The sequence below is a fragment of the Roseivirga misakiensis genome (genome assembly GCF_001747105.1).
Taxonomy (GTDB): Bacteria; Bacteroidota; Bacteroidia; order Cytophagales; family Cyclobacteriaceae; genus Roseivirga; species Roseivirga misakiensis.
This window is the reverse complement of sequence record NZ_MDGQ01000005.1, coordinates 2258581-2279529: the sequence shown is the minus strand read 5'-3', so window position 1 is coordinate 2279529 and position 20949 is coordinate 2258581. Positions and strand designations below refer to the sequence as shown.

Below are 20949 nucleotides of genomic sequence, written 5' to 3'. Positions count from 1 at the left end.
GTAACAGCATATGAAAAAGACAAAAAAGGCAATTGTATTTGGTGCCAATGGTCAGGCAGAAGTAGTTTCTTACTTATTGGAAGCGGATAGTGAATATGAAATTGTAGCATTCTGTGTTTCAAAGGCATACCGGGAGAATGATGAGTTTATGAATAAACCTTTGGTAGACTTTGAAGGAATTGAGGGGATTTACCCACCTGCTGACTACGAAATGTATGTTTCGCTGAGTTATGCTGATCAAAATAAAGTAAGAGAGCGATTCTATCATGAGGCCAAGGCCAAAGGCTATACCTTGTTGACCTACATTAGCTCGAAGACAACTTGCTGGACTGACAAAATTGGAGACAATACCTTTATTTTTGAAGACAATACCATTCAGCCATTTGTAGAAATTGGAAATAATGTAATCCTGTGGAGTGGTAACCACATTGGTCACCATTCGGTAGTAGAAGATAATGTTTTCATTTCATCACATGTAGTTGTTTCTGGGCATTGCCGTATAGGTGCCAACACATTCATTGGCGTGAACTCTACATTAAGAGATGGAATCGCCATAGGAAAATTCAATACATTGGGAGCTGGTTGCCTAATGGTAAAGCCTACTCATGATGATAAGATTTATATAGGAACCAAGGCTGCTGAATATGTCAAAAAGGAGTAATATAGACCTGAGCAAAGTTGAAAAGCTGTATTCTGATAATATAAAGAAATTCGGAAACAGTGCACAAAGTGTAGGTTGGGGAAATCAGCAAAAACAAGACCTAAGGTTCAAGCAGTTGCTCAAAGTAGTGGGCGATAATTCACAGCCGTTTTCGGTAAATGAATTGGGTTGTGGTTATGGTGAGCTGGTCAAGTATTGTGAGAAGCACGAATTTGCGCTTACTCAGTATGATGGATATGACATCAGTGCCGATATGTTAAAAGCTGCGAGAGAGTACCTGAATGGTCCGCAAATTGCCCTTCACCATGCGTCTGCTATACATACAAATGCCGATTTTACCATTGCATCAGGTATCTTCAATGTCATGTTTGACGAAGACAAGGAAGCGTGGATTAACCATATCAAGCGTACCTTGATGCAAATGTACGAACAGGCGGACAAGGGTATTTCTTTTAACTTACTGACCAAATATGTAGACTTCGAAGCAAAGGATCTTTACTACGCTGACCCTGCATATTACTTTGATTTTTGTAAAAGAGAATTGAGCAGATTTGTGACCCTGATCCATGACTATCCTTTGTATGAATGGACCATTATTGTTAAAAAAGAATCGAATTGAACTGGGAGAAAGAAGGGCTAATATTCAAGCCTAATCGTATTTACTACTGGCAAAATTCTCATGCTGCGCTTCCTACAGCGCTTTTTCTAAAAGACGACACCTATAGAATTTACTTTACCTCCAGAGACCAGCAAAATAGAACCTTTGTGGGTTATTTTGACTGGGATGTGGTCACCAACAAGATTACAAATCAAAGCTCAGAGTATCCATTACTTGCACCAGGTCCCTTGGGACATTTTGATGATCATGGGGTACAAGCCACATCTGTGGTTCGTAATAATGACATGGTCTACATGTACTATTTGGGTTGGAATCCAGCACTCACCAAGCCACTTTTTTATACTGCCATTGGTTTGGCCATCAGCACAGATGGAGGTCAGACCTTTGAAAAGTATTCGCCTGCTCCTATCATGTCAAGAGGCCAGCATGACCCATGGATGGTTTCGGGTGGCACCGTAATCAAAGAGAATGATTTATGGAGGATGTGGTACCTTTCGGGCATTGATTTCACCATAGAAGATGAAGAGGCCATTTCTCGTTACAACATTAAGTATGCGGAATCAAAAGACGGTATTGATTGGATTCGTGAAGGTTTCACATCTTTACCTTTGAAAGGTGGAGAAACCAATATTTCAAGGATGTCTATTTTGAAAATAGATGGTGAATACAAAGCTTGGTATCCAGTAAAAAAGAGAGAAACTTCCGGCTATAGATTGGGTTTCGCCAAATCGGCAGATGGCTTACAATGGGATAGACAAGATCATTTGGTGGGTATCACAGTCTCTGGCGAAGGGTGGGACTCTATCGCCCTCGACAAGCAAGAGGTGATTTTTCATAAAGGCAGGTATTACATGCTTTACAATGGAAACTCATTTGGGAAAGACGGAATCGGTTTGGCAATTTCGGAAGGATGAATTTCATACATTTCAAGGACATTGACCTGAGTCAACCAATTAGTTGGCGATCAAAAGCCCTTCTAAGCTTTGATATTGATTGGGCTATAGATGAGGTGGTACATGAGCTGATCGATTTACTAGATGAGCGAAAAGTAAAAGCTACTTTTTTCATAACGCACAAAAGCGAAACGGTCGATAGAATTCGTAGTTTAGACCATCTTGAAGTGGGTATTCACCCCAATTTCAATCCACTTATAGGGCAAGAGCCAACAGCAGATTCTGCAAGGATATCACTAGAGCGATTATTGAATTTGGCGCCAGAAGCTTGTGTTTTAAGAAGTCATGGAATGACACATAGTGGTCGATGGTTACCCTTGTACAAGGAGCTTGGTATAAAGTTTCTCAGTCAATACTACATGGGGGGCGTGAGTACCATTCAACCTTTTGCCCATATCAATGGATTGGTGGAGGCTCCTGTTTTTTTTGCAGATGATGGATACGCCTTTTTCAAAGAGGAAGGTAGAAGTTTTAATACTGCTCAACTGTTTCGATCCGATTACAAATACCTGAGGGTATTTAATTTTCACCCGATTCATATTAAATTAAACACACCGACACTAAGCCATTACAATAACGCCAGATCCGATTTTAAAGACATGGATGCTTTAAACAAAAGGCAGTATGAAGGGTATGGCGTTCGAAACATATTCACTCGATTAATAAACAGCTATGACCGATAATTCATTGCTTTTCAGAGAACTTGATAATCAAGACCTTCAGAATTTTAGGAATGATGGTTTTTGTCTTAAAAGTGATTTCGTGAACCAGTCTTTTGTTGACAAAATAAGAGATAAAGCTAAATCTGTTTTTGCCAGACAAATTACTGCGCAAAATATTGAATTAGAATCGCTCGAAGATGTTCATTTCGAAAAGGCATTGTATGCCTTATTTAAGAAAGACTTTCATGCCTTTATTGGTGCGGCAAAACTTTGTCAACACACAATGGAGTTGCACCAGTTGGCCATTGCAGATGATCTTATCAATAACCTTAAAGTATTGGGTTTAGAAGAACCGGCTATCTGTGTTAAGCCAATCATTTTCTTTAACTCAAGACATATTTCCAAGATAGAAGGCCACTATAAAACACCAGGCCATCAGGATTGGAGAAGCATGCAGGGGAGCATCAATTCAATGGTGGTTTGGATACCCTTAATGGACCTCAATAGAGAGCTGGGTACGCTGGAAATTGTTCCAGGCTCTCATAGAAGCGGACTGTATAAAAGTGAAGAAGATGAATGGTTCAGAAATATACCTGAATCAGAAATACCAGAGAGCGAATATGTTTCCATAGATGTTAAGAAAGGAGACGCCCTATTCTTTTCTTCGTTTTTAGTCCATAGATCAGGTAATAATTCATCAGAAAACATTAGGTGGTCGATGCACTTCAGATATAATGACATGAATGAATCGACTTTCATTGAAAGAAAATTTCCTCACCCCTACAAGGTTTATCACCCCGAAAAAGGCTTGGTAACTCCAGATTTCCCTAAAAGACAAGACTTAGCTAAGGTATTCTTATGACCAGCGATTATCTGATTTCAGATTTAAAAATTATAAAACATGGTGCCCAAGTGGTCTTGTTTGGCGCTGGTGCCTCAGGTGTTTTTGTATTCAAAAAGATAAGAGCTAACAGGTCTGATGTTCAGGTGCTGGCCTTTATTGACGATTTGAAGACTGGCGAAATATCGAAAATCCCAGTTCAAAAATTCAATGAGATACCAGACGATGTCATTGTGCTGGTCACCACTTCCTATTGGCGTGATGTAGTTCAAAGACTGGAGCAAACCAACCTGACCTTTTACGTAGTGGATTTGTTGTCTGGTGAATCCGAAACCAAGAAGATCAGAAGGGTGCTGCAAAACCGCGAGATTCATTTTTATACGCCCAATAAATACTTATTGCAGGTGTCAGAAAATTTTGAAACCATCGAAAATTGTACTACCGATTGGATCAACAGTTTTGAGACTGATGCTGTGTTTTACGATGTAGGTGCCTCTTCCGGTATATATGCGATTTATGCTGCAGTAGTAAAAGGTGCTATTGCGGTCGCTGTAGAACCTGATGCTCAGAATTTTTCAATTCTGGAGATGAATCACTATCTCAACAGGAAGAGCATGGTAAATCGATTTGTATCGTTGAACCTTGGGTTAGGAGATACCCCCTCTGTTTTGGGGCTAAGATGTCAGGATTATCTGGCAGGTGCTCACGGCAAGGTGTTCGACATGTCTAACAGGGACCAGCAGAAGGAAATGAGGGTAGATCACATTCAGTATACGCTGGTGGAAACACTCGATCATTTGTTATCCAGATATAAATTGCCTGCCCCTGAATACATGAAGATAGATGTGGATGGTGCGGAAATGAATGTTTTAAACGGTGCAGCTGACTTGCTTCAGGGTAATAAGGTAAAGCAAATAATGATTGAGGTAGAGGTGAATGAGTTTGAGGCAGTCAGTTCGAGGCTCAGTTCCTTTGGATTTAAGCTCGTGGATCGCTTTTCAATTCGAGAAATCATAGGAGGTGAAATTTCTGGAATACATAATTACCTATTTGAAAAGGGATATTAGAAGGTGAGAGAAATAATCGAAGGTCTTGTGCAAAAGGTTAAGCTGGATTTATCAGACTTAACCGTAATTACAGAGGCTGCCAATGGTGATTATTCTTATTTGCCTTTTATTGCCGCAGCTTCTGGAGCCCGAAAAGTATACGCTCTGGGGCGAGATTCGGCTTATGGTAGCTATTCGGAGAATAGGCAGGTCATATTAGATCGTGCCAGTGAGTGGGGCTTTGATGATGTCATAACAGTAGCTAAGGTTGATGAATTCGATATATGGCATGAGGGTGATATTATTACAAATTCCGGCATGCTGCGACCTATAAATGAGCAAATGCTTGGTAAGTTTAAAAATACTGCGGTGATACCTTTAATGTGGGAGACATGGGAGTTTCGGCCTCATGAAATTGATATTGAGGCTTGTCAAAGCTTTGAAATTCCCGTTATTGGAACGGACGAGCAATACAAGGACATAGACATGTATCACTATCCGGGTATGTTAGCTATGAAATTGCTTTTCGAGGTAAATTCAGACTTTTCAAGCGACAAAATTGTACTGATTGGTGGCGGCTTAACCGGCAGTCTCATTGCACGAACTCTCAGTAAATTCAATAACGATCTCCTATGGTATGCAGATGAGGCGTTGTTGCGCATAACGGCTTTAGAAAGTAGGCCTTATAGCAGTTTAGAAGAGGTTCTTATGCAGAATGGAGTGGAAACTATTTTCATTGCCGAGCATGCAATTCACGATTTGCTCATAGGTCAAAATGCTAAACTGTCATTCAAAGATCTGGCAGAAAAGTTTACAAACCTGAAGGTAGTCCATTTGTGTGGTAACATAGACACTGAAGATTTAAACGAATCTCAAATTAGTTTTTACCCCCAGAACATCGCTCCCAGTGGTTATATGAGCGTATTACCGACTGTTATCAGTCCAAAACCCACGCTGAAACTCTTATGTGGTGGCTTGAAAGTGGGAGAACTGGCTGTCAGAAATCGATTAGAAGGTGCAAGTGTAGAAGAAACCATCCGGAAGACTGTTGAGTATGGCATCGGGCAGGATTTTGAAGGAGGCTTTATGAACTATGGAAGAGCTTGATAAACTACAGGAACAACTCATCAGACTGCACAAGCGCTTAAGAGATGAGACTCAGGCAAAGTTTGGTAGGGTAAACCCTTTTGTGGAAGATCTTACAGATTGGAAAGAGAGAGGGGCTTACTTATTTGGTGAAGGGAAAAATATAACGGTATATAATACCGCTTCTTTATGTGGCGATGTGAAGGTAGGCGATAATACATGGATTGGGCCTTATACAGCCATTGATGGCACCGCTGGTGTTAAAATAGGCTCTTTTTGTTCTATCTCTTCGGGCGTTCAAATTGTGACTCACGACTCAGTAAAGTATGCGCTAAGTGGAGGAAAAGTGCCCTATGAACTAGGACCTATTCAAATTGGCAATAATTGCTTTATCGGAACCAATGCCATGGTTACAAAAGGTGTTACCATAGGGGATCATTGCCTTATTGGCGCAGGGGCTATAGTTACATCTGATATCCCCTCTTACTCAATCGCTGTAGGAATTCCGGCACGTGTCAAAGGAAGGGTAAAGGTTACTGGTGATAAGGTTGAATTACTCTACGACTGATAGTTTTAATCTAATCTGAATTCCCTGAAAAAAGTATAATGACCCTGCTAGAGATCATTTTTCTGTTTGGGATCCTAATGATGTTGATTGGTAGGTTTTACCAGCTCCGGTATACTACAACCGATTTTGATACCTTCGGACATCTTTATTTCTCAAAACGTTTGAAAGCAGAAAGGTTAGGGCCATTTGGCCCGATTACATCGAACGTAGTAGCGTCCAAAGCAATACCCAATCCTTTTTTTATCAATTGGTTTTTCGTCCACTTGTTTGGGATTGACCTTTTGACTAAAATCAATAGGTCGCTCAATACTCTTATCGATACTTTCTTCTCAGGAGTCTTTTTTGTGATTCTGCACCTCGCAGGATTTCGATTGCAAACCATACTACTCGCGTTACTAATTTACCTGAGTACACCGCTTTGGACAACACTGGTGATCTCGGGGCCCAGATTGCGCAGCTTTACTCCAAGGCTGCTGAGCGAAGTGTTGGTGATGCTGTATTTTACCTTTATCTATGTAGATATTGGGTTATCTGAATGGCAAATAATTGCTATCACTTCTGCAATGTCTTTTGCGGTTTTATCCTCATCAAAATTTGGTGTACAGAGTATCCTTTTTACCGGCTTACTCTGTGCCCTTATAGATCTTTCACTTTTGCCCATCATACCTTTAGCGTTGAGCGTGTTATGTCTGATCCTCTTTTTTAGAGTACCATTTTTATCCTCTGTCAAACATCATTTTAATCACCTGAAATGGTATGCTAATTTGAATAGGAAAGGGCTTAGTTATGCTGCCAACAGAAGCAACCTGAAAGGGCTTTGGTCAAAGAATCGTTCCATGGCCTCTAACCTCCAAGACCTATTGATGACCAAGGCGAAAGACAAAGGCCCGCTGGCAGGTAGTATCTTGATCTCTTTTACACTTCCCTTGATTGTACTCATCTTCTGGGATTTTCAATTTTTCAGAAGTTTTGAGTTTTCAACACCAATAATGGCTGTGTTGCTTTTATTCATAGTGATCAATATCAAGTTCTTTACTTTTTTGGGAGAGAGTGAAAGATATCTTAGCCATGTGGCAATTTTACTGACCTGCGGATTTAGCAGTATTATTCAAAAGTATGAATTAATTTGGGTGGTAGCCTTCCTACTTATTTTCAATTCATTGTACTTCTTTAATTCTATAAGAATTCTAAGCAAGAAGGTGAGTGCAGGAAAGCAGACAAATGATAAAATAACCGCTTTTTTAGGCACGCTTCAACCAAAAGTGGTCTTGTGTTTTCCATATCATGTTGGATCTTATTTTCAGATACTTTTGGAAACAGATCATCAACTCTTTGGGTCTATCCTTACTGATAATGAGGAGCACCCAATTACCAAAAAAGGTCTGGAACCGAGCTATCCATACCTCGACTTAGACAGGTTAGACGAAATGTCCAACGATTTTGGAGTCAACCTATTGGTGTTAAGAAAATCTGCTTTGGCCACTGCTGGTTTTGAAGGTTGGAATCCTCCTTCTGAATGGCAAGTGATCAAAACAATTGGTAAAGGAGTTATGATATATGAACGAAATAAAGATGAAACGGATACTTTTGAAAAGCCTGGTTAAACGTTTCAGATGAAAATAGTTTTTGCATTTCATGATCGAGCCAACTATGCTGGTGGGCCTGCTTTAAATGCGGTAAGACTACTCCCTGAGCTACAAAATTTAGGAATTGAAGTGCATGGAATATGCATTGCCCCCAAAGACCTTTCAACGCCCAACGCTCAAAGCCTTATAGATAACGGAGTAAAGGTAACTGTTCTTAATAGAAAATTCTTTTCAGAGGAATTGGCCTATGATGTATGGACCATGATTCTATCAATCGACCCGGATGTAGTGGTATCAAACATCAATATACAGACAGCACTTTTGGCTAAATGGCTGGTTAAAAGAGGTATTCCGGTTATACACACCCATCGAAGCGATGATGAACTGAATAATGGAGTTGCTGATTTCCTATTGAGTTCTGATAATGGTTGGGATGTACAGGGGTATATGTTCGTCAATGAATTTTTGAAAAAAAAATACAATAACAGCCTAAGTGCACAAAGCATTCTTAATGAAGTAATTTATTCCGGGGTACTACCCAGCGACCATCGTGCCGACCTTGAGTCGGGTCAGATTGGAATCATATATTCAGGTAGAATAGAGGAAATACAAAAGAGAATTTTAGGCATTACAGAGTCTTTTATTCATCTGAGTGGTAAGTATCCGGATATGAAGTTTACGATGATAGGTGGAGGTTCTTTGTATGGGAAAGTAAGAGAGGCGATTGAATTAGCTCAGTCAAAGAATAAAGTTTCTCTTGAGAAAAATCTGTATGGTCAGGCTTACAAAAAGAAATTATCAGAGCATCATTTCGTTTTTTTAAACTCGGAATATGAAGGGACCCCCGGTAGTTTGATGGATGGCATGTCATGTGGTTTAATTCCCATCAGTACACGTTATGAAGGAGTTGAAGAAATCATTTCAGATGGATATAATGGTTTCATAATCGATCATATTTCAGAGCTGGAGAACTTAATATTGCGGGTTTCAAAGGATAGAATAGTGATGAAGCAAATGTCAGCACGCAACGTGGAAATGATTGATAGTAAGTTCTCCGTGAGGGTTAGTGCACAAAAATGGTATGGACTGATCTCCTCATTGAATAACAAATACCCCAAAAAGCCGAAATCTAAGGCCGACTATAATTTTCAATTGCCTCATAATCATAAGAGCTTACGAGAACATAATTCCTGGTCAAACCGATCGCTACTTCGCAGGGTTTTTTACAAGCTTAGGATACTCTATCATCAAAGAAAAGCGAACCTGTGATTCATACCGCACAGGCTTCCGGTTGAATAAAAGCTTGTTAGGAATGGCTAAAAGGTCCTTATAGAAAGTACTGTTTATGACTTCGAAACAAAAAGATAAACCTTCAAAACGACTGCGTGTGGCTTTGGTCAGCCCATCTCAAGATGCCTATTCAGAGACTTTTATACAGGCTCACAAGAATTTGATAGATGCTGAAGTCGTTTACTATTATGGCGGAAAGCTGCCACGATTTGTTGAGAATAAGTATTCGTTAATTTCGAATGACCGAAGACTCAAGAGTTTTTTTAAAACAAAATTTTTAAAAGGTTTCTCCTCTGCCTTGGAATACAGTTTGTTTGAATCCTTTAAAAAGGAAAAAATAGATATAGTACTGGCAGAGTACGGTCCTACGGGTAATGCAATATTACCAGTCGTCAAGGCACTGAGCTTACCCCTTGTGGTCCATTTTCATGGTTATGATGCATCAAGGTATACAATCATAGAAAAAAATAAGAGATATAGAGAACTGTTCTCTGTGGCGAAGAAAATTATAGTGGTGTCGAGAGTAATGGAAGGTAAGCTGCTTCAACTCGGCTGTAATGCAGACAAGTTAGTCGTAAACCCCTGTGGCCCGAATAGTAGTTTTAGCCAACTGGAACCAAGTCTCGATTCACTTGATCTCATTGGTATTGGTAGGTTCGTAGATAAAAAGGCACCTTATTACACCATTCTGGCCTTTTCTGAAGTACTTAATACTTTTCCAAAAGCCAAATTGATTTTGGCCGGGCAAGGCCCATTGTTGAATACATGTAAAAACCTGGTGAAGTACCTGGGAATTGAGGGGAGTGTAGAGTTTCTGGGTATAATAAAACCTGTTGAATTCCAGGATTACCTCTTGAAGGTAAGGGCATTTGTTCAGCATAGCATTACAGCTGAAGATGGCGATATGGAAGGCACACCAGTAGCTGTAGTAGAAGCTTCGAGTGCTGGAATTCCGGTAATCTCTACAAAACATGCAGGAATCCCAGATGTGATTCTGGACAATGAATCGGGTATTTTAGTGGAAGAGCATGATGTGGAAGGAATGTCAAAAGCAATGGTAGCACTACTGAGTAATGTTCGACTGGCGAAAGAAATGGGAACTACAGGCAGGAGACATATCGTTTCAAACTACAGCCTCAAGGAGCATATTGATAAAATTGATCAGGCAATAGCCGAGGCATACAATAGTTAATGATGCAAAAGCATTTAGTGTCTTTGGTAGTTCCTGTGTTTAATCGTGACGCCTTTCTTTCAGAAACAATCGAGAGCGTCATAAGTCAGACTCACACGAATTGGGAGCTAATTCTGATTGACGATGGCTCTGCGGATGAATCCTTCAAGATAGCCCAGAATTTTGCTCAGAATGATTCACGCATCATTTCTGCTCAGCGAAAAAGAGAACCCAAGGGGGCACCTACCTGTCGTAATATAGGCTTAGACATGGCTACTGGAGACTTTATGATGTTTCTGGATTCTGATGATTTGTTGTCGGTCAATTGTCTAAAGAACAGAGTGGCAAAGCTGACAGCTGAACCGGATTTAGATTTTGTTGTATACCAGACTGCGCTCTTTGACGCACAGACTATGCTGGCTGATCGATTGTGGAGCAGCTTAAAGCATCAAAGCGACCTTCAGGCTTTTGTCGATTTCGAAGGTTGGTGCATTTCCAGTACCTGCTTTCGCACTGATTTTGTGAAGCATTACCGGTTCTTCGAAACGGCCAAATGCCTTCAGGACTGGTCTTTTCATATAGAAATATTGAAGTCGAAACCGGCCTATCAAAAGTTCCCCGAGTCGGCACCGGATGTTTATATTAGGGCTGGGCATTCAGACAGAATTTCCCAAACCAATACCGAGTCATTAGAAAGGGTAAAATCAAGGTTTGACGTTTTAGATAAGGTAGAGCTTTCCCTACAGTCTGAGGCCGAGTTGAGCATGGATGATGGCCTTTTGCGGCAGTATTTTCTGTACTTGCAGAACGTGGCCATTCAGCGCTCAAAGAGTGAATTCAATGCCTTACTGAAAAGTATGGGTTATTTTACAAGAAGAAAATCGTTTAAGCTGAGCCGGATCAAATTCTTCATCCGGCTACACAGTACGATCAAAAGCTCAGGGCTGGGTTTTTTAAATGGCCTGCTATTTCGATTAAACCGACACGTGTTCATGCCAAAACTCGCAGGTCCTACCAGAAGAATAATTAGATTAGATAAACCATTTAAGGTAAAATGAATATAGAGTCTGTAAAGATATTAGACTGTACCCTGCGAGATGGGGGCTATTATACCAATTGGGATTTTGATGAAGCCCTGGTAGATAGCTATCTCAAATCTTGTGAATCGCTGCCTTTAGACTATTTGGAAATAGGTTATAGAAGCCCTGTGAAATCGGAATACCTGGGTAAATATTTCTATTGTCCTGACTCTGTGCTGAAGGCTGTGAGGCAGGTGAGCGCTAAAAAGATTGCCGTGTTGCTGAATGAAAAAGATGTTTCACTGGATGATCTGGAGCCCCTGTTAGGGCATTGTACTGACTTGATCGATTTGGTTCGTGTAGCGGTAAATCCAGTGAATTTTGGCAGAGCAGTGACTTTGGCGCGCGGATTAAAAGACATGGGTTATGAGGTAGCATTCAACGTGATGTACATGTCTAATTGGCACAAGGTGGACGGCTTTTTTGATCAGTTAGATCAAGTCAATGGCCTAGTCGATTACTTTTATTTGGTCGATTCTTTTGGGGGTGTATATCCTGATGATGTGCGCAGCATTGTAACCCAGGTGAAATCTAAAATAAACTCCAAGGTGGGCTTTCATGGCCATAACAACATGGAACTAGGCCTGATCAACACACTGACAGCCATTGAAGCCGGAGCCGAGATAGTGGATGCCACCATCAGAGGCATGGGAAGAGGAGCGGGCAATTTGAAAATGGAGCTGCTGCTTACCTGTCTGAGCTCTAAGTTTGGCTTAGAGGTAGACTTTAATGCCTTGGGTCGTGTTGTGGCTGCCTATGGCCCATTACAAGATATGCACCAGTGGGGTACTAACTTACCATACATGGTTTCAGGAGCGAATAGCCTGCCACAGAAAGATGTGATGGAATGGGTGAGTAAGCGGTTTTATTCTATGAATAGTATCGTTCAGGCCCTTAATAACCAAAGCGCAGGAGTAGAAGATAACATTAAGTTCAATGCCTTCAGTCCTGAAAAATCTTATCAATCTGTCCTGATTATCGGAGGCGGGCCGTCTGCTTCTGACCATGCAGCGGCACTCAACGAATGGGCTTCTAAAGAAACCGATCTTTGCATTGTTCATGCCAGTTCAAAAAATGCCAATTACTATATAGATCTGAATAAAGACCAGTTCTTTTGCCTTGTAGGCAATGAAGGGCACAGGTTGGAGGATCAATCTGCGGCAGGTTTTGACTTCGTGTCCAAGTGCATTTTACCACCTTTCCCCCGAAAAATGGGGACCTATGTGCCGGCCGAATTGGCAGAAAAAAGTTTCGAATTACAGAAGGTTCAGTTCACCGGCAAAGTAAAAGATTCACACACCGTATTGGCCTTACAGACCGCCATTGAATTAGGAGCGAGAAACATTTATTTAGCAGGCTATGACGGTTATTCAGGAGATGCCATCAGGCAGGTAGAGCTGGAAATGGCCAATGAAAATGAGACCCTGTTTCTCAATTTCATGGAGAATCACGGGACGTTGACTTCCCTCACCCCAACTAAATACGAGTCACTGTCTGAGATATCAGTCTACGCAAAAATATGAGCCCAACTGAAATCACCTTCTTCCTTCCCACCCGAAAGGGAAGTAGCCGGGTCATTAACAAGAATACTAGGAATTTTGCAGGTATTGAGGGAGGCTTGCTGGCATTGAAACTTTCACAACTGATCAAATCAGAACGCATCAGCGAGATCATTCTGTCTACCAATGATGAAGCATCTATGGAAGTGGCTTCCATGTTTTCCGACCCACGTTTAAATGTCATAGAACGACCGGAGCACCTTTGCCTTAACACTACTGCATTGACAGACCTGATCAATTATGTGCCAGAAATAACCAGTTGCCCCCATGTACTGTGGGGCCATGTCACCACACCATTTGTAGATGGTGCTGATTATGATCAGGTGGTGTCGGCTTACTTTGAAGCGCTGAATGAAGGCTACGATTCATTGGTGACCGTAAAGGAACTGAAGAATTTTTTGATCGATCCGGAAAGTGGAGCAATCATTAATACAGCTGCAGAAGGTAAAGGCCGCTGGCCACGTACACAAGACCTTAAACTCATTTATGAGGTCAACCATGCAGCGTTTGTGTCCTCAGTTGAGAACTATCAAAAACTGGGAGACCGGATTGGCCGAAAGGTTAGGTTTCACCAACAGGATGCCATGACATCACTGGACATCGATTGGGAAGATGACTATAAGATTGCAGAGGCGGTTTATTTAGGGTTGAAACAATGATGAAATCTATCTTTTGGGATTTTGATGGGGTCATACTCGACTCCATGAGCGTGCGAGACCAGGGCTTTATTGAGGTTTTGAAACCTTACCCGGAAGAGCAGGTAGCATTCCTTTTGGACTTTCACAGGCGCAATGGTGGCTGGTCAAGGTATGTGAAATTCAGGTACTTTTTTGAGCAAATCAGAGGGGAGAGCGTTAGTGAGGAAACGGTAAATGAAATGGCACAGCACTTTTCAGTAATCATGAAAAGGATACTTACCAACAAGGAATTACTCATTCAAGACGCGCTTAACTTTATCAAAAAATACCACAAAGACATCTCCATGCACATAGTTTCTGGCTCCGATCATGTTGAGCTCAATTACTTATGTGCCCAATTGGAAATCGACCTCCTTTTCCAATCCATTGATGGATCACCAACACCGAAAGCAGAATTGGTAGGAAACCTCTTAAATACCAGGCATTACCCGAAGCATGAGGTAGTGCTGGTGGGCGATTCTATCAATGATTATGAGGCTGCCTCAAAGAATGAGATTGGTTTTATCGGCTACAACAACCTCACTTTGGAAGAAGGTCATGCCTATGTTAAGGCCTTTAATGACTACGACTTGAAAAAGATTGAAACCCTGTTCAAAAGTGCCTAAATGCTGAAGGCCGAATCGAAAAAAGAGCAGATCGTACTGATTATCATCCATACCTCTATAGGTGAGCTTCAGTGGATTCTTCCGTTTGCTCATTCATTTAAAGAGCAAGGGTTCAAAGTATGCACTGTTTTCTTTTCAGATCGGGTATTTGAATCGATCAAAGAGGAAGGGGTTTATTACCGGTTATTGGAAGACTGCTCAACGATCGTCCAAAAGAAGTCACTGTTTGGTTTTCTATGGCGCAATGGCTCACAGGTCAGGTATATATTTAAAGATTTCTGGCCTATTCATCAGGGAAGCCTCGCCAACAAGATCAGGCAGGTTTGCACCAATGCCGCTCTAATTCTGTTTCCCCACTCTTTTGCTTTATATGGTTATGATCAAAGGGTCGATAATTTCGTATATGATCCTAAATCGCACGATCAGGCTTGTTATGACCTTCTGGTACTCAACTCTAAATATGACATCAGCTACTGGTCATCCAGGATTATGCATGACCGAATCAAAGTAGTGGGTGCTTTGGGCTACCATATCGAATGGGTAGAAAAAGTAATTGACAGTGCTAACGCCATTGACAGGCCCGAAGCGCAAATCGTGAACGAGGGTAAACTCAATATTCTCTTCGCCATCAGAGGGCCGAAACCCATTTTGTTGGAGGAAGAAAACTATCATTACCTCATGGATACTGCCCTGGAAGAGCTTTTTACGATACCCAATGCCTTTGTTCTGATCAAGCCGCATCCCCGTCAAAACTTTGAGGACTTAAAAAAGAAACTCAGCAATTATCCGAATGACCGATACAGCTTTGTTTACTCAAATCCTTTTGTACTAAGTAGGAAAGTAGATTTTGCAGTTAATTTTTGGACATCAGTGACCACCGATCTGCTGTCACAGAAAATCCCTTCCATCGAATATTATAAATTTGAAGGTGGCTACACCAAGTGGTTCACTTATGAAGACGGTTCAAGAACCTCTTATTATAACATATTGGATTTGACCAATACGGCTACCAATCAAAAGGAACTGAATGAGGCCCTAAGTCAAATGATGAGTAATATAGAACAGGTCAAGGCTGAAAGATTCAAACGTTTCAATGAAGTTTTTGAAAACTCTGGTTCAGCCGCTGAAGTGATGTTGCAAACGCTTAAAGAAACAAAGCGAACTAATAATGTCTCTTTGGCCCAGCGGTTTCAGGCATTTGTTCAGGTATTTTACTCTTCTATTAAATCAAGTTTAAATTGAAGGAGCTAATTTTTAACAAAATATATCGTACCAATAGTACCGCAGTGGTAAGTGCTTTTGGTTTTTACAAATTCAACTTGCGGAAGGCGTTTGAGCGGGACCTGGCCAATTTTGATCATTCCCGTAAAATCCTGTTTGTTCACAATCCCAAGGCAGCAGGAAACAGTGTATTAGATGTGCTTGGATTGAGAAAAGCCAACTTTAAATCAAGCCATAGCACACCGTCATTTTTAGTACCTAAATCCATTTGGGAAGAATACTTTAGCATTGTGGCTGTCCGGCATCCGATTGATCGGTTTTTGAGCTCCTACTTTTATCATACCAAGCCTGAATACAATGGGATTTTTAAGTCGAAATACCCTGGTCTGGAATCTTTCTCCCTCAACCAATACTTTGAAGTATTCAAATCGGAGCCATTCGTGATCAGGCCACAAGTAGACTACCTGAAGCATCACTTGTCAGACAAGCCGGTCGACTTCATCATGAAGCTCGAAGACCTTGATACAGATATTGAAAGACTGAGCAGTCAATTGAAGTTTCTCTTAAAGACACTATCTCGCAAAAACACGTCAAAACGGAGCAACATGGACCTTTCAGAGCATAAAGCGCTGATCAGCGATTTGAAAGCGTTTTATTCAAGAGATTTTGAAGCGTTAGGCTACTCTTCAGATTTGGACACACTCAATTTTTGACCATTGATTATTGTACAAGCCAGACTTTCCTCAGCAAGACTACCTGGAAAGATTTTAAAACCTTTCTTCAATGGCAAGTCCATACTCGATTTGCAGTTTGAGGCATTAAAGGCCCTGAAGCTTCCATTTGTCCTGGCCACAACCACTAATAAAGCGGACGATCTGCTGGTTGAATGGGCTCAAAAAAATGAGGTCCAGTTTTTCAGAGGTTCAGAGCATAATGTATTACAGCGATTCATTGATTGCGCTGAGCAACATGATGCAGAATTCCTGATCCGCATTTGTTCCGACAACCCCTTTATACAGACAACCGACATTACGGGCTTTTTGCAGAAGTTAAAAGCAGGAGTAGATTACGTGAGCTTTTCTGATTACGAAGGTGTGCCTGCTATTCGAAAGCACTGGGGCCTGTTTGTTGAGGGAGTTTCGCTGAAAGCCCTAAAAAAGGCAGATGCGCTCTTGGAAGATGATGAATCTTTCTATCGGGAGCATGTGACCAATTTCATTTATGGACACGCTGATAAATTTGATGTCGAGCTTATTCCGGCTGTGGCAGAGATAATTCACAGGAATGATTTACGCTTTACTATTGATACCGAGCAAGATTTTAATAATATGCAGAATCTTGCAACGCTGGTAAGTCAAAAAGAAGCTTCTTCAATCAAGGGGCTGGTGGACATAGTAGATGCTCACCAGCATTTTTTGAAAGAAATGAAAGAAGGAATCGCGAAATTTAACAAATAAAGAACTCCATGAACAAAACTCATACCTACCTCATTGGTGAAATAGGCCAAAACCATAATGGTTCTGTTGATCTTGCCAAGTTGCTCATAGACAAAGCGGTTCAGCCGGTAGTTGATGACCTGTTTAACCTTGAACTAAAGCCCTGGGATGCGGTAAAACTAACCAAACGAGACCTGGCGGAAGAGCTTTCTGCTTCCGCAATGGCCAAGCCCTATGACAGTCCTCACAGTTTTGGTGCCACTTATGGCGAGCATAGGGCAAAGCTGGAGCTAAACGATGAACAGCATTTTGAACTGTATCAATATGCCAAGTCAAAAGGCCTCGATTTTGTTGAGACTTTGTGTGCAATTGGTTGCCTGAGCATGCTCAAACTTTTTACACCAGACCGACTCAAAGTAGCCAGTAGAGACCTAACCAACTTACCCCTTTTGGAAGCCATGGCTGAGACAAAAATACCCATGGTTATCTCCACCGGAATGGGTGGGATTGAGGAAATTGATAAGGCCCTGGAAGTAATCACTCGTCACCATAATCAGGTGACCATTCTCCATTGCCTGTCGCAGTACCCCAGTGAGTACAAAAACATTAACCTTAACAGCATCCACTATCTTGAAAAACGATATTCAGGTTTCGAAATTGGTTATTCAGATCATAGCATTGGTATTGCCATACCCATAGCAGCGGTCGCCATGGGCGCCACTACCATTGAAAAGCATATCACCCTAGATCGCAGTATGAAGGGGACTGATCAGGCAGGTTCCCTGGCTCCTGACGGTATATTTAGAATGGTAAGAGACATCAGGAACTTGGAAATGGCCATGGGTCAGATGAAAAAAGAGAGAAGTGAGGCTGTGGCTTCTGCTAAAGTGAAGCTGGAACGCAGCATTGCCACCAACCGCGCAATAAAGCAGGGAGAAACGATTACTGAAGACAAAATTTATCTATTGAGCCCCGGAGATGGCTTCAAATGGGTGGAAAAAGAGCAGGTGATTGGAAAGGTTTTGAAAGAAGATGTACCTGCCGATGAGGTGATTTACCCATCAATGTTACAATAAAATGGGACTGCCAAAACTCATATTGACTGATATTGACGGTGTCTGGACAGACGGGGGAATGTTTTACGACCAGACTGGTAACGAATGGAAAAAGTTCAATACCTCTGACAGTGCCGGAATCATTTTTGCCCGCAAGTTAAATATCCCGGTAGGCATCATTACCGGAGAGAAAACCGAAATAGTAGCCAGGAGGGCGGCAAAATTAAACATCAGTTTACTTTATCAGGGTATATCAGATAAGCTGCCGGTTGCCAATCAAATATGTGAAGAGTTGGGCGTTAATCTGGCGGATGTTGCTTACATAGGTGATGATCTGGGAGACCTTGAATTGCTTAAAGCGGTGGGCACCTCAGCTGCACCTGCCAATGCACCCGATTACATTAAGAAATATGTTGACTTTGTGACTGATAAAAAGGGTGGAGATGGAGCTTTTCGCGAGTTTGTAGAGCGAATCGTAAGCGCTAATTTGGATTTGGAGAGCCTGATTTAAGAAGAATTGAAGAAGCATTTCCTGGTCATCTGGCCAACCATCAGAAAAGACTGGATCAGCACTTTTCTTGAGCTGAAAGATGAGTTTCACTTTACTTTTATTCCATCTCTCTTTCCACAAACACCCAATTACGCAAAGGGCTTCGATTGTCATTATTGGTCAGAATTTACCTCGGTAAATGACATGCTCGACCAACTTAAGCCAGATGCAGTCATTTACATGTCTATAGAATCTGGTTTGAGTATTGCCTTGAATACCCTTGCAAAGAAAAGAGGGATCAAGACCTATGTGCTTCAGCATGGTATATTCACCAATTACAAAGACTATCGTATCAGGGAGAAGTTGTGGAGAAAGGGCGGCAAGGCGAAAGAGGCCAAGATTGAAAGTAGTGCAGCGGGATTTAGTACGGGTCGGTTCCTTAAGAACTCATTTAAACCCAAGAGTCTTTGGCGCCTGTTTCCAATCCTGATATACACACGGGCTCAACAAAAAATAGGTCCTTATTGGGCTTCCAGATACATTCCACTTAAGATGAAGCGGGCCGACGAATACCTTTGCTTTAGCCCTAATAACGCAACCATTCACCGCGAGACAGACCGAATTTCTGAAAACCATATAACCTATATTGGCAGCCATGAACTGGCCAAATTCCTTAAGCCGGAAGAGGAACTGATATTAGAAGATTTTTACCTGCATATAGATCAGGCACTGGCCGATAATTCATTTGGAGAAGAAACTGTAAGTAAGGAAAGTATGGTTCAGTTTTACCACAAACTGAATGAATATTGCCTTTCAAAAGGGGCCAGACTTTTTATCAAGCTTCACCCTGAAACTTATTCATCAAACTGGCTTCCGAATGATCCAAACATTGTTTATTTGAAGCAAGTAGACAACTTAAATCAGTATATGCAAAGCGCCCGTGCCTGTTTTGGCTTTTACTCCACCATGATTGTGCCGGCCGTGTATTGGAAACCCACCTGTCTTTTTAAGATATTTTACTCTGGACTGCAAGAAGCTCTTTTAAAAGAGGTTAATTTGCCAGTTCTGGGCTTTTTCGATTTCACTAAGGAAGAGATTAGTTTTTCAAACGATCCCGATAAAGAAGTCAGACAGTCGATAAAAGAGAACTTCATAAACCCCAGCGGAAGCGTATTACTTAATTCGGCACTTTCATGAGCAAAACGAATGCTCCTATAAAGATTGCTCATATCCTGTACTCCGGCCAAGGTGGTTTGGGTACCTACTTTCAGAATTTTGTGAGGATAGATAAGAAAAGGCGTTTTCAACACTTCGCTTTCTTTTACGGTATAGAACCACTTTATGAAGAATATGAAACGTTTTGTCAACAGCATCAAATTACTTATCAATACCTAAGGAGAAACGGTAAGCTTGACTTTGCGGCATTCAAGGCTTGTAAGAGTTTCATTAAGAAAAATGAGATTACATATGCCTTGCTACACACTTTCAGCCTTAGCCCTTTTTATTGGAGGATCAGGCGTTACGTCAAAGTAATCAGCATAGATCATACGCCCTATCAGGTGAAGACGCGGTTGGAATGGATTTACACTGCTTTGAATCATCTTTTGGCCTTTAAAGCAATCTACTTTTATCGTGATCAGTTTCAACTTTTGAAAAGTAAATTTCCGTTCTTAAAAATCGGAGCGCACACCTCTTTCTTACCTAAAACCGTAGATATCGACATTTTTAAACCTCAGCAACTAGATAATGAGTCTGGCAGGCCATTCACAATTGGCACTACTGCTCGAATCATACAGGGGAAAAGACATGATTTACTAATAGAGGCGGTTAAGTATCTAAAAGACCAGGGTCAAACCATACATTTGAGAATAGCAGGAGATGGTCCAAACCTAAACACATGTCAAGAGCTAGTAGCTATGCTGGGTCTGCATGACCAAGTTGAGTTTACAGGTAGACTAACCAGTAAAGAAATTCTCCACTTTTATCAGTCGCTTGATGCCTACGCACATGCTAGTGAGGGTGAAACTGTCTGCTATTGCATCATGGAAGCTCAGGCCTGTGGCCTTACCATATTGGCCTCAGATGTAGAAGGAATTAATAATGTGATCATGCACGGAGAAGATGGATTCCTTTTTGAAAACGAGGTGACTTCTGTGGCCAATGCACTATTGGAGATTTCTTTGCAAAGAGTACTGTTACCAACTATGGCTGAAAAAAGCAGGTTGCTTGCTGAAGATAATTATTGGAAGCATAATCCAGTAGATGGTATCGCTTCACTTTTGATTTAAGTAGACCCAAGGGTTGGGGCTAAGTAGGTTTCTTG

At 41.3% G+C, this 20949-nt stretch carries 22 protein-coding genes; all 22 read left to right on the top strand.

The genetic code is table 11. The features are described 5' to 3' along the window. Nucleotides 1-10 precede the first annotated feature (10 nt). The 22 genes from BFP71_RS17620 (at nucleotide 11) to BFP71_RS17515 (ending at nucleotide 20914) form a co-directional block, all read left to right on the top strand. Nucleotides 11-661, top strand: a complete 651-nt coding sequence (locus BFP71_RS17620; RefSeq protein WP_069836726.1) for an acetyltransferase — start codon at nucleotides 11-13, stop codon at nucleotides 659-661. Beyond that, nucleotides 645-1280, top strand: coding sequence for a class I SAM-dependent methyltransferase (locus tag BFP71_RS17615; RefSeq protein ID WP_069836725.1), 636 nt, complete (start codon nucleotides 645-647; stop codon nucleotides 1278-1280). Before BFP71_RS17620 ends, BFP71_RS17615 begins: the two co-directional genes overlap by 17 nt. Then, entirely contained in the window at nucleotides 1277-2194 is a 918-nt protein-coding gene (locus BFP71_RS17610; protein ID WP_069836724.1) for a glycoside hydrolase family protein, read from the top strand. Before BFP71_RS17615 ends, BFP71_RS17610 begins: the two co-directional genes overlap by 4 nt. Further along, nucleotides 2191-2916 carry a polysaccharide deacetylase WbmS family protein gene (locus BFP71_RS17605; protein ID WP_069836723.1) on the top strand — a complete coding sequence of 242 codons (726 nt, stop codon included), beginning with the start codon at nucleotides 2191-2193 and terminating at the stop codon, nucleotides 2914-2916. Before BFP71_RS17610 ends, BFP71_RS17605 begins: the two co-directional genes overlap by 4 nt. Further along, nucleotides 2906-3757, top strand: a complete 852-nt coding sequence (locus BFP71_RS17600; RefSeq protein WP_069836722.1) for a phytanoyl-CoA dioxygenase family protein — start codon at nucleotides 2906-2908, stop codon at nucleotides 3755-3757. Before BFP71_RS17605 ends, BFP71_RS17600 begins: the two co-directional genes overlap by 11 nt. Then, nucleotides 3754-4803, top strand: coding sequence for an FkbM family methyltransferase (locus tag BFP71_RS17595; RefSeq protein WP_069836721.1), 1050 nt, complete (start codon nucleotides 3754-3756; stop codon nucleotides 4801-4803). Before BFP71_RS17600 ends, BFP71_RS17595 begins: the two co-directional genes overlap by 4 nt. A 27-nt stretch (nucleotides 4804-4830) precedes the next feature. Beyond that, a complete protein-coding gene (locus tag BFP71_RS17590; RefSeq protein WP_176723382.1) occupies nucleotides 4831-5889 on the top strand; it encodes a hypothetical protein in 1059 nt (352 codons plus the stop codon). Beyond that, nucleotides 5876-6436 (top strand): acyltransferase, encoded by a 561-nt coding sequence (locus BFP71_RS17585; protein WP_069836719.1) that lies wholly within the window; start codon nucleotides 5876-5878, stop codon nucleotides 6434-6436. The genes BFP71_RS17590 and BFP71_RS17585 overlap by 14 nt, the downstream gene beginning before the upstream one ends. Before the next feature lie 38 nt (nucleotides 6437-6474). Then, complete coding sequence (locus BFP71_RS17580) at nucleotides 6475-8040, top strand: hypothetical protein (RefSeq protein WP_069836718.1); 1566 nt, start codon at nucleotides 6475-6477, stop codon at nucleotides 8038-8040. A gap of 9 nt (nucleotides 8041-8049) precedes the next feature. Continuing rightward, on the top strand, nucleotides 8050-9291 hold the full coding sequence (locus tag BFP71_RS17575) for a glycosyltransferase family 4 protein (protein ID WP_069836717.1): 1242 nt from the start codon (nucleotides 8050-8052) through the stop codon (nucleotides 9289-9291). 76 nt (nucleotides 9292-9367) lie between these two features. Beyond that, complete coding sequence (locus BFP71_RS17570; RefSeq protein ID WP_069836716.1) at nucleotides 9368-10504, top strand: glycosyltransferase; 1137 nt, start codon at nucleotides 9368-9370, stop codon at nucleotides 10502-10504. Continuing rightward, a complete protein-coding gene (locus BFP71_RS17565) occupies nucleotides 10504-11541 on the top strand; it encodes a glycosyltransferase family A protein (RefSeq protein WP_069836715.1) in 1038 nt (345 codons plus the stop codon). The genes BFP71_RS17570 and BFP71_RS17565 overlap by 1 nt, the downstream gene beginning before the upstream one ends. Further along, entirely contained in the window at nucleotides 11538-13085 is a 1548-nt protein-coding gene (locus tag BFP71_RS17560) for an aldolase catalytic domain-containing protein (protein ID WP_176723381.1), read from the top strand. Before BFP71_RS17565 ends, BFP71_RS17560 begins: the two co-directional genes overlap by 4 nt. After that, nucleotides 13082-13780, top strand: coding sequence for an acylneuraminate cytidylyltransferase family protein (locus BFP71_RS17555; protein ID WP_069836714.1), 699 nt, complete (start codon nucleotides 13082-13084; stop codon nucleotides 13778-13780). The genes BFP71_RS17560 and BFP71_RS17555 overlap by 4 nt, the downstream gene beginning before the upstream one ends. Next, entirely contained in the window at nucleotides 13777-14424 is a 648-nt protein-coding gene (locus BFP71_RS17550; RefSeq protein WP_069836713.1) for an HAD family hydrolase, read from the top strand. Before BFP71_RS17555 ends, BFP71_RS17550 begins: the two co-directional genes overlap by 4 nt. Continuing rightward, nucleotides 14425-15666 carry a hypothetical protein gene (locus BFP71_RS17545; RefSeq protein WP_069836712.1) on the top strand — a complete coding sequence of 414 codons (1242 nt, stop codon included), beginning with the start codon at nucleotides 14425-14427 and terminating at the stop codon, nucleotides 15664-15666. Further along, nucleotides 15663-16358, top strand: a complete 696-nt coding sequence (locus BFP71_RS17540; protein ID WP_069836711.1) for a sulfotransferase family 2 domain-containing protein — start codon at nucleotides 15663-15665, stop codon at nucleotides 16356-16358. The genes BFP71_RS17545 and BFP71_RS17540 overlap by 4 nt, the downstream gene beginning before the upstream one ends. A gap of 3 nt (nucleotides 16359-16361) precedes the next feature. Beyond that, a complete protein-coding gene (locus BFP71_RS17535; protein ID WP_069836710.1) occupies nucleotides 16362-17102 on the top strand; it encodes a cytidylyltransferase domain-containing protein in 741 nt (246 codons plus the stop codon). Nucleotides 17103-17110: 8 nt separating this feature from the next. Next, nucleotides 17111-18157: an N-acetylneuraminate synthase family protein gene (locus BFP71_RS17530; RefSeq protein WP_069836709.1), complete on the top strand. Its 1047-nt coding sequence runs from the start codon at nucleotides 17111-17113 to the stop codon at nucleotides 18155-18157. 1 nt (nucleotide 18158) lies between these two features. After that, nucleotides 18159-18647, top strand: a complete 489-nt coding sequence (locus BFP71_RS17525) for a KdsC family phosphatase (protein ID WP_069836708.1) — start codon at nucleotides 18159-18161, stop codon at nucleotides 18645-18647. Between the two features lie 6 nt (nucleotides 18648-18653). Continuing rightward, on the top strand, nucleotides 18654-19823 hold the full coding sequence (locus BFP71_RS17520) for a polysialyltransferase family glycosyltransferase (RefSeq protein WP_069836707.1): 1170 nt from the start codon (nucleotides 18654-18656) through the stop codon (nucleotides 19821-19823). Then, nucleotides 19820-20914: a glycosyltransferase gene (locus BFP71_RS17515; RefSeq protein ID WP_069836706.1), complete on the top strand. Its 1095-nt coding sequence runs from the start codon at nucleotides 19820-19822 to the stop codon at nucleotides 20912-20914. Before BFP71_RS17520 ends, BFP71_RS17515 begins: the two co-directional genes overlap by 4 nt. Nucleotides 20915-20949 lie beyond the last annotated feature (35 nt).

Bases quoted from the DNA above. Each gene is read 5' to 3' on its own strand.
- BFP71_RS17560 (WP_176723381.1), top strand. From the start codon at position 11,538: ATGAATATAGAGTCTGTAAAGATATTAGACTGTACCCTGCGAGATGGG.
- BFP71_RS17605 (WP_069836723.1), top strand. From the start codon at position 2,191: ATGAATTTCATACATTTCAAGGACATTGACCTGAGTCAACCAATTAGT.
- BFP71_RS17530 (WP_069836709.1), top strand. From the start codon at position 17,111: ATGAACAAAACTCATACCTACCTCATTGGTGAAATAGGCCAAAACCAT.
- BFP71_RS17515 (WP_069836706.1), top strand. From the start codon at position 19,820: ATGAGCAAAACGAATGCTCCTATAAAGATTGCTCATATCCTGTACTCC.
- BFP71_RS17545 (WP_069836712.1), top strand. From the start codon at position 14,425: ATGCTGAAGGCCGAATCGAAAAAAGAGCAGATCGTACTGATTATCATC.
- BFP71_RS17580 (WP_069836718.1), top strand. From the start codon at position 6,475: ATGACCCTGCTAGAGATCATTTTTCTGTTTGGGATCCTAATGATGTTG.
- BFP71_RS17555 (WP_069836714.1), top strand. From the start codon at position 13,082: ATGAGCCCAACTGAAATCACCTTCTTCCTTCCCACCCGAAAGGGAAGT.
- BFP71_RS17620 (WP_069836726.1), top strand. From the start codon at position 11: ATGAAAAAGACAAAAAAGGCAATTGTATTTGGTGCCAATGGTCAGGCA.
- BFP71_RS17525 (WP_069836708.1), top strand. From the start codon at position 18,159: ATGGGACTGCCAAAACTCATATTGACTGATATTGACGGTGTCTGGACA.
- BFP71_RS17595 (WP_069836721.1), top strand. From the start codon at position 3,754: ATGACCAGCGATTATCTGATTTCAGATTTAAAAATTATAAAACATGGT.
- BFP71_RS17570 (WP_069836716.1), top strand. From the start codon at position 9,368: ATGACTTCGAAACAAAAAGATAAACCTTCAAAACGACTGCGTGTGGCT.
- BFP71_RS17615 (WP_069836725.1), top strand. From the start codon at position 645: ATGTCAAAAAGGAGTAATATAGACCTGAGCAAAGTTGAAAAGCTGTAT.
- BFP71_RS17565 (WP_069836715.1), top strand. From the start codon at position 10,504: ATGATGCAAAAGCATTTAGTGTCTTTGGTAGTTCCTGTGTTTAATCGT.
- BFP71_RS17550 (WP_069836713.1), top strand. From the start codon at position 13,777: ATGATGAAATCTATCTTTTGGGATTTTGATGGGGTCATACTCGACTCC.
- BFP71_RS17575 (WP_069836717.1), top strand. From the start codon at position 8,050: ATGAAAATAGTTTTTGCATTTCATGATCGAGCCAACTATGCTGGTGGG.
- BFP71_RS17600 (WP_069836722.1), top strand. From the start codon at position 2,906: ATGACCGATAATTCATTGCTTTTCAGAGAACTTGATAATCAAGACCTT.
- BFP71_RS17585 (WP_069836719.1), top strand. From the start codon at position 5,876: ATGGAAGAGCTTGATAAACTACAGGAACAACTCATCAGACTGCACAAG.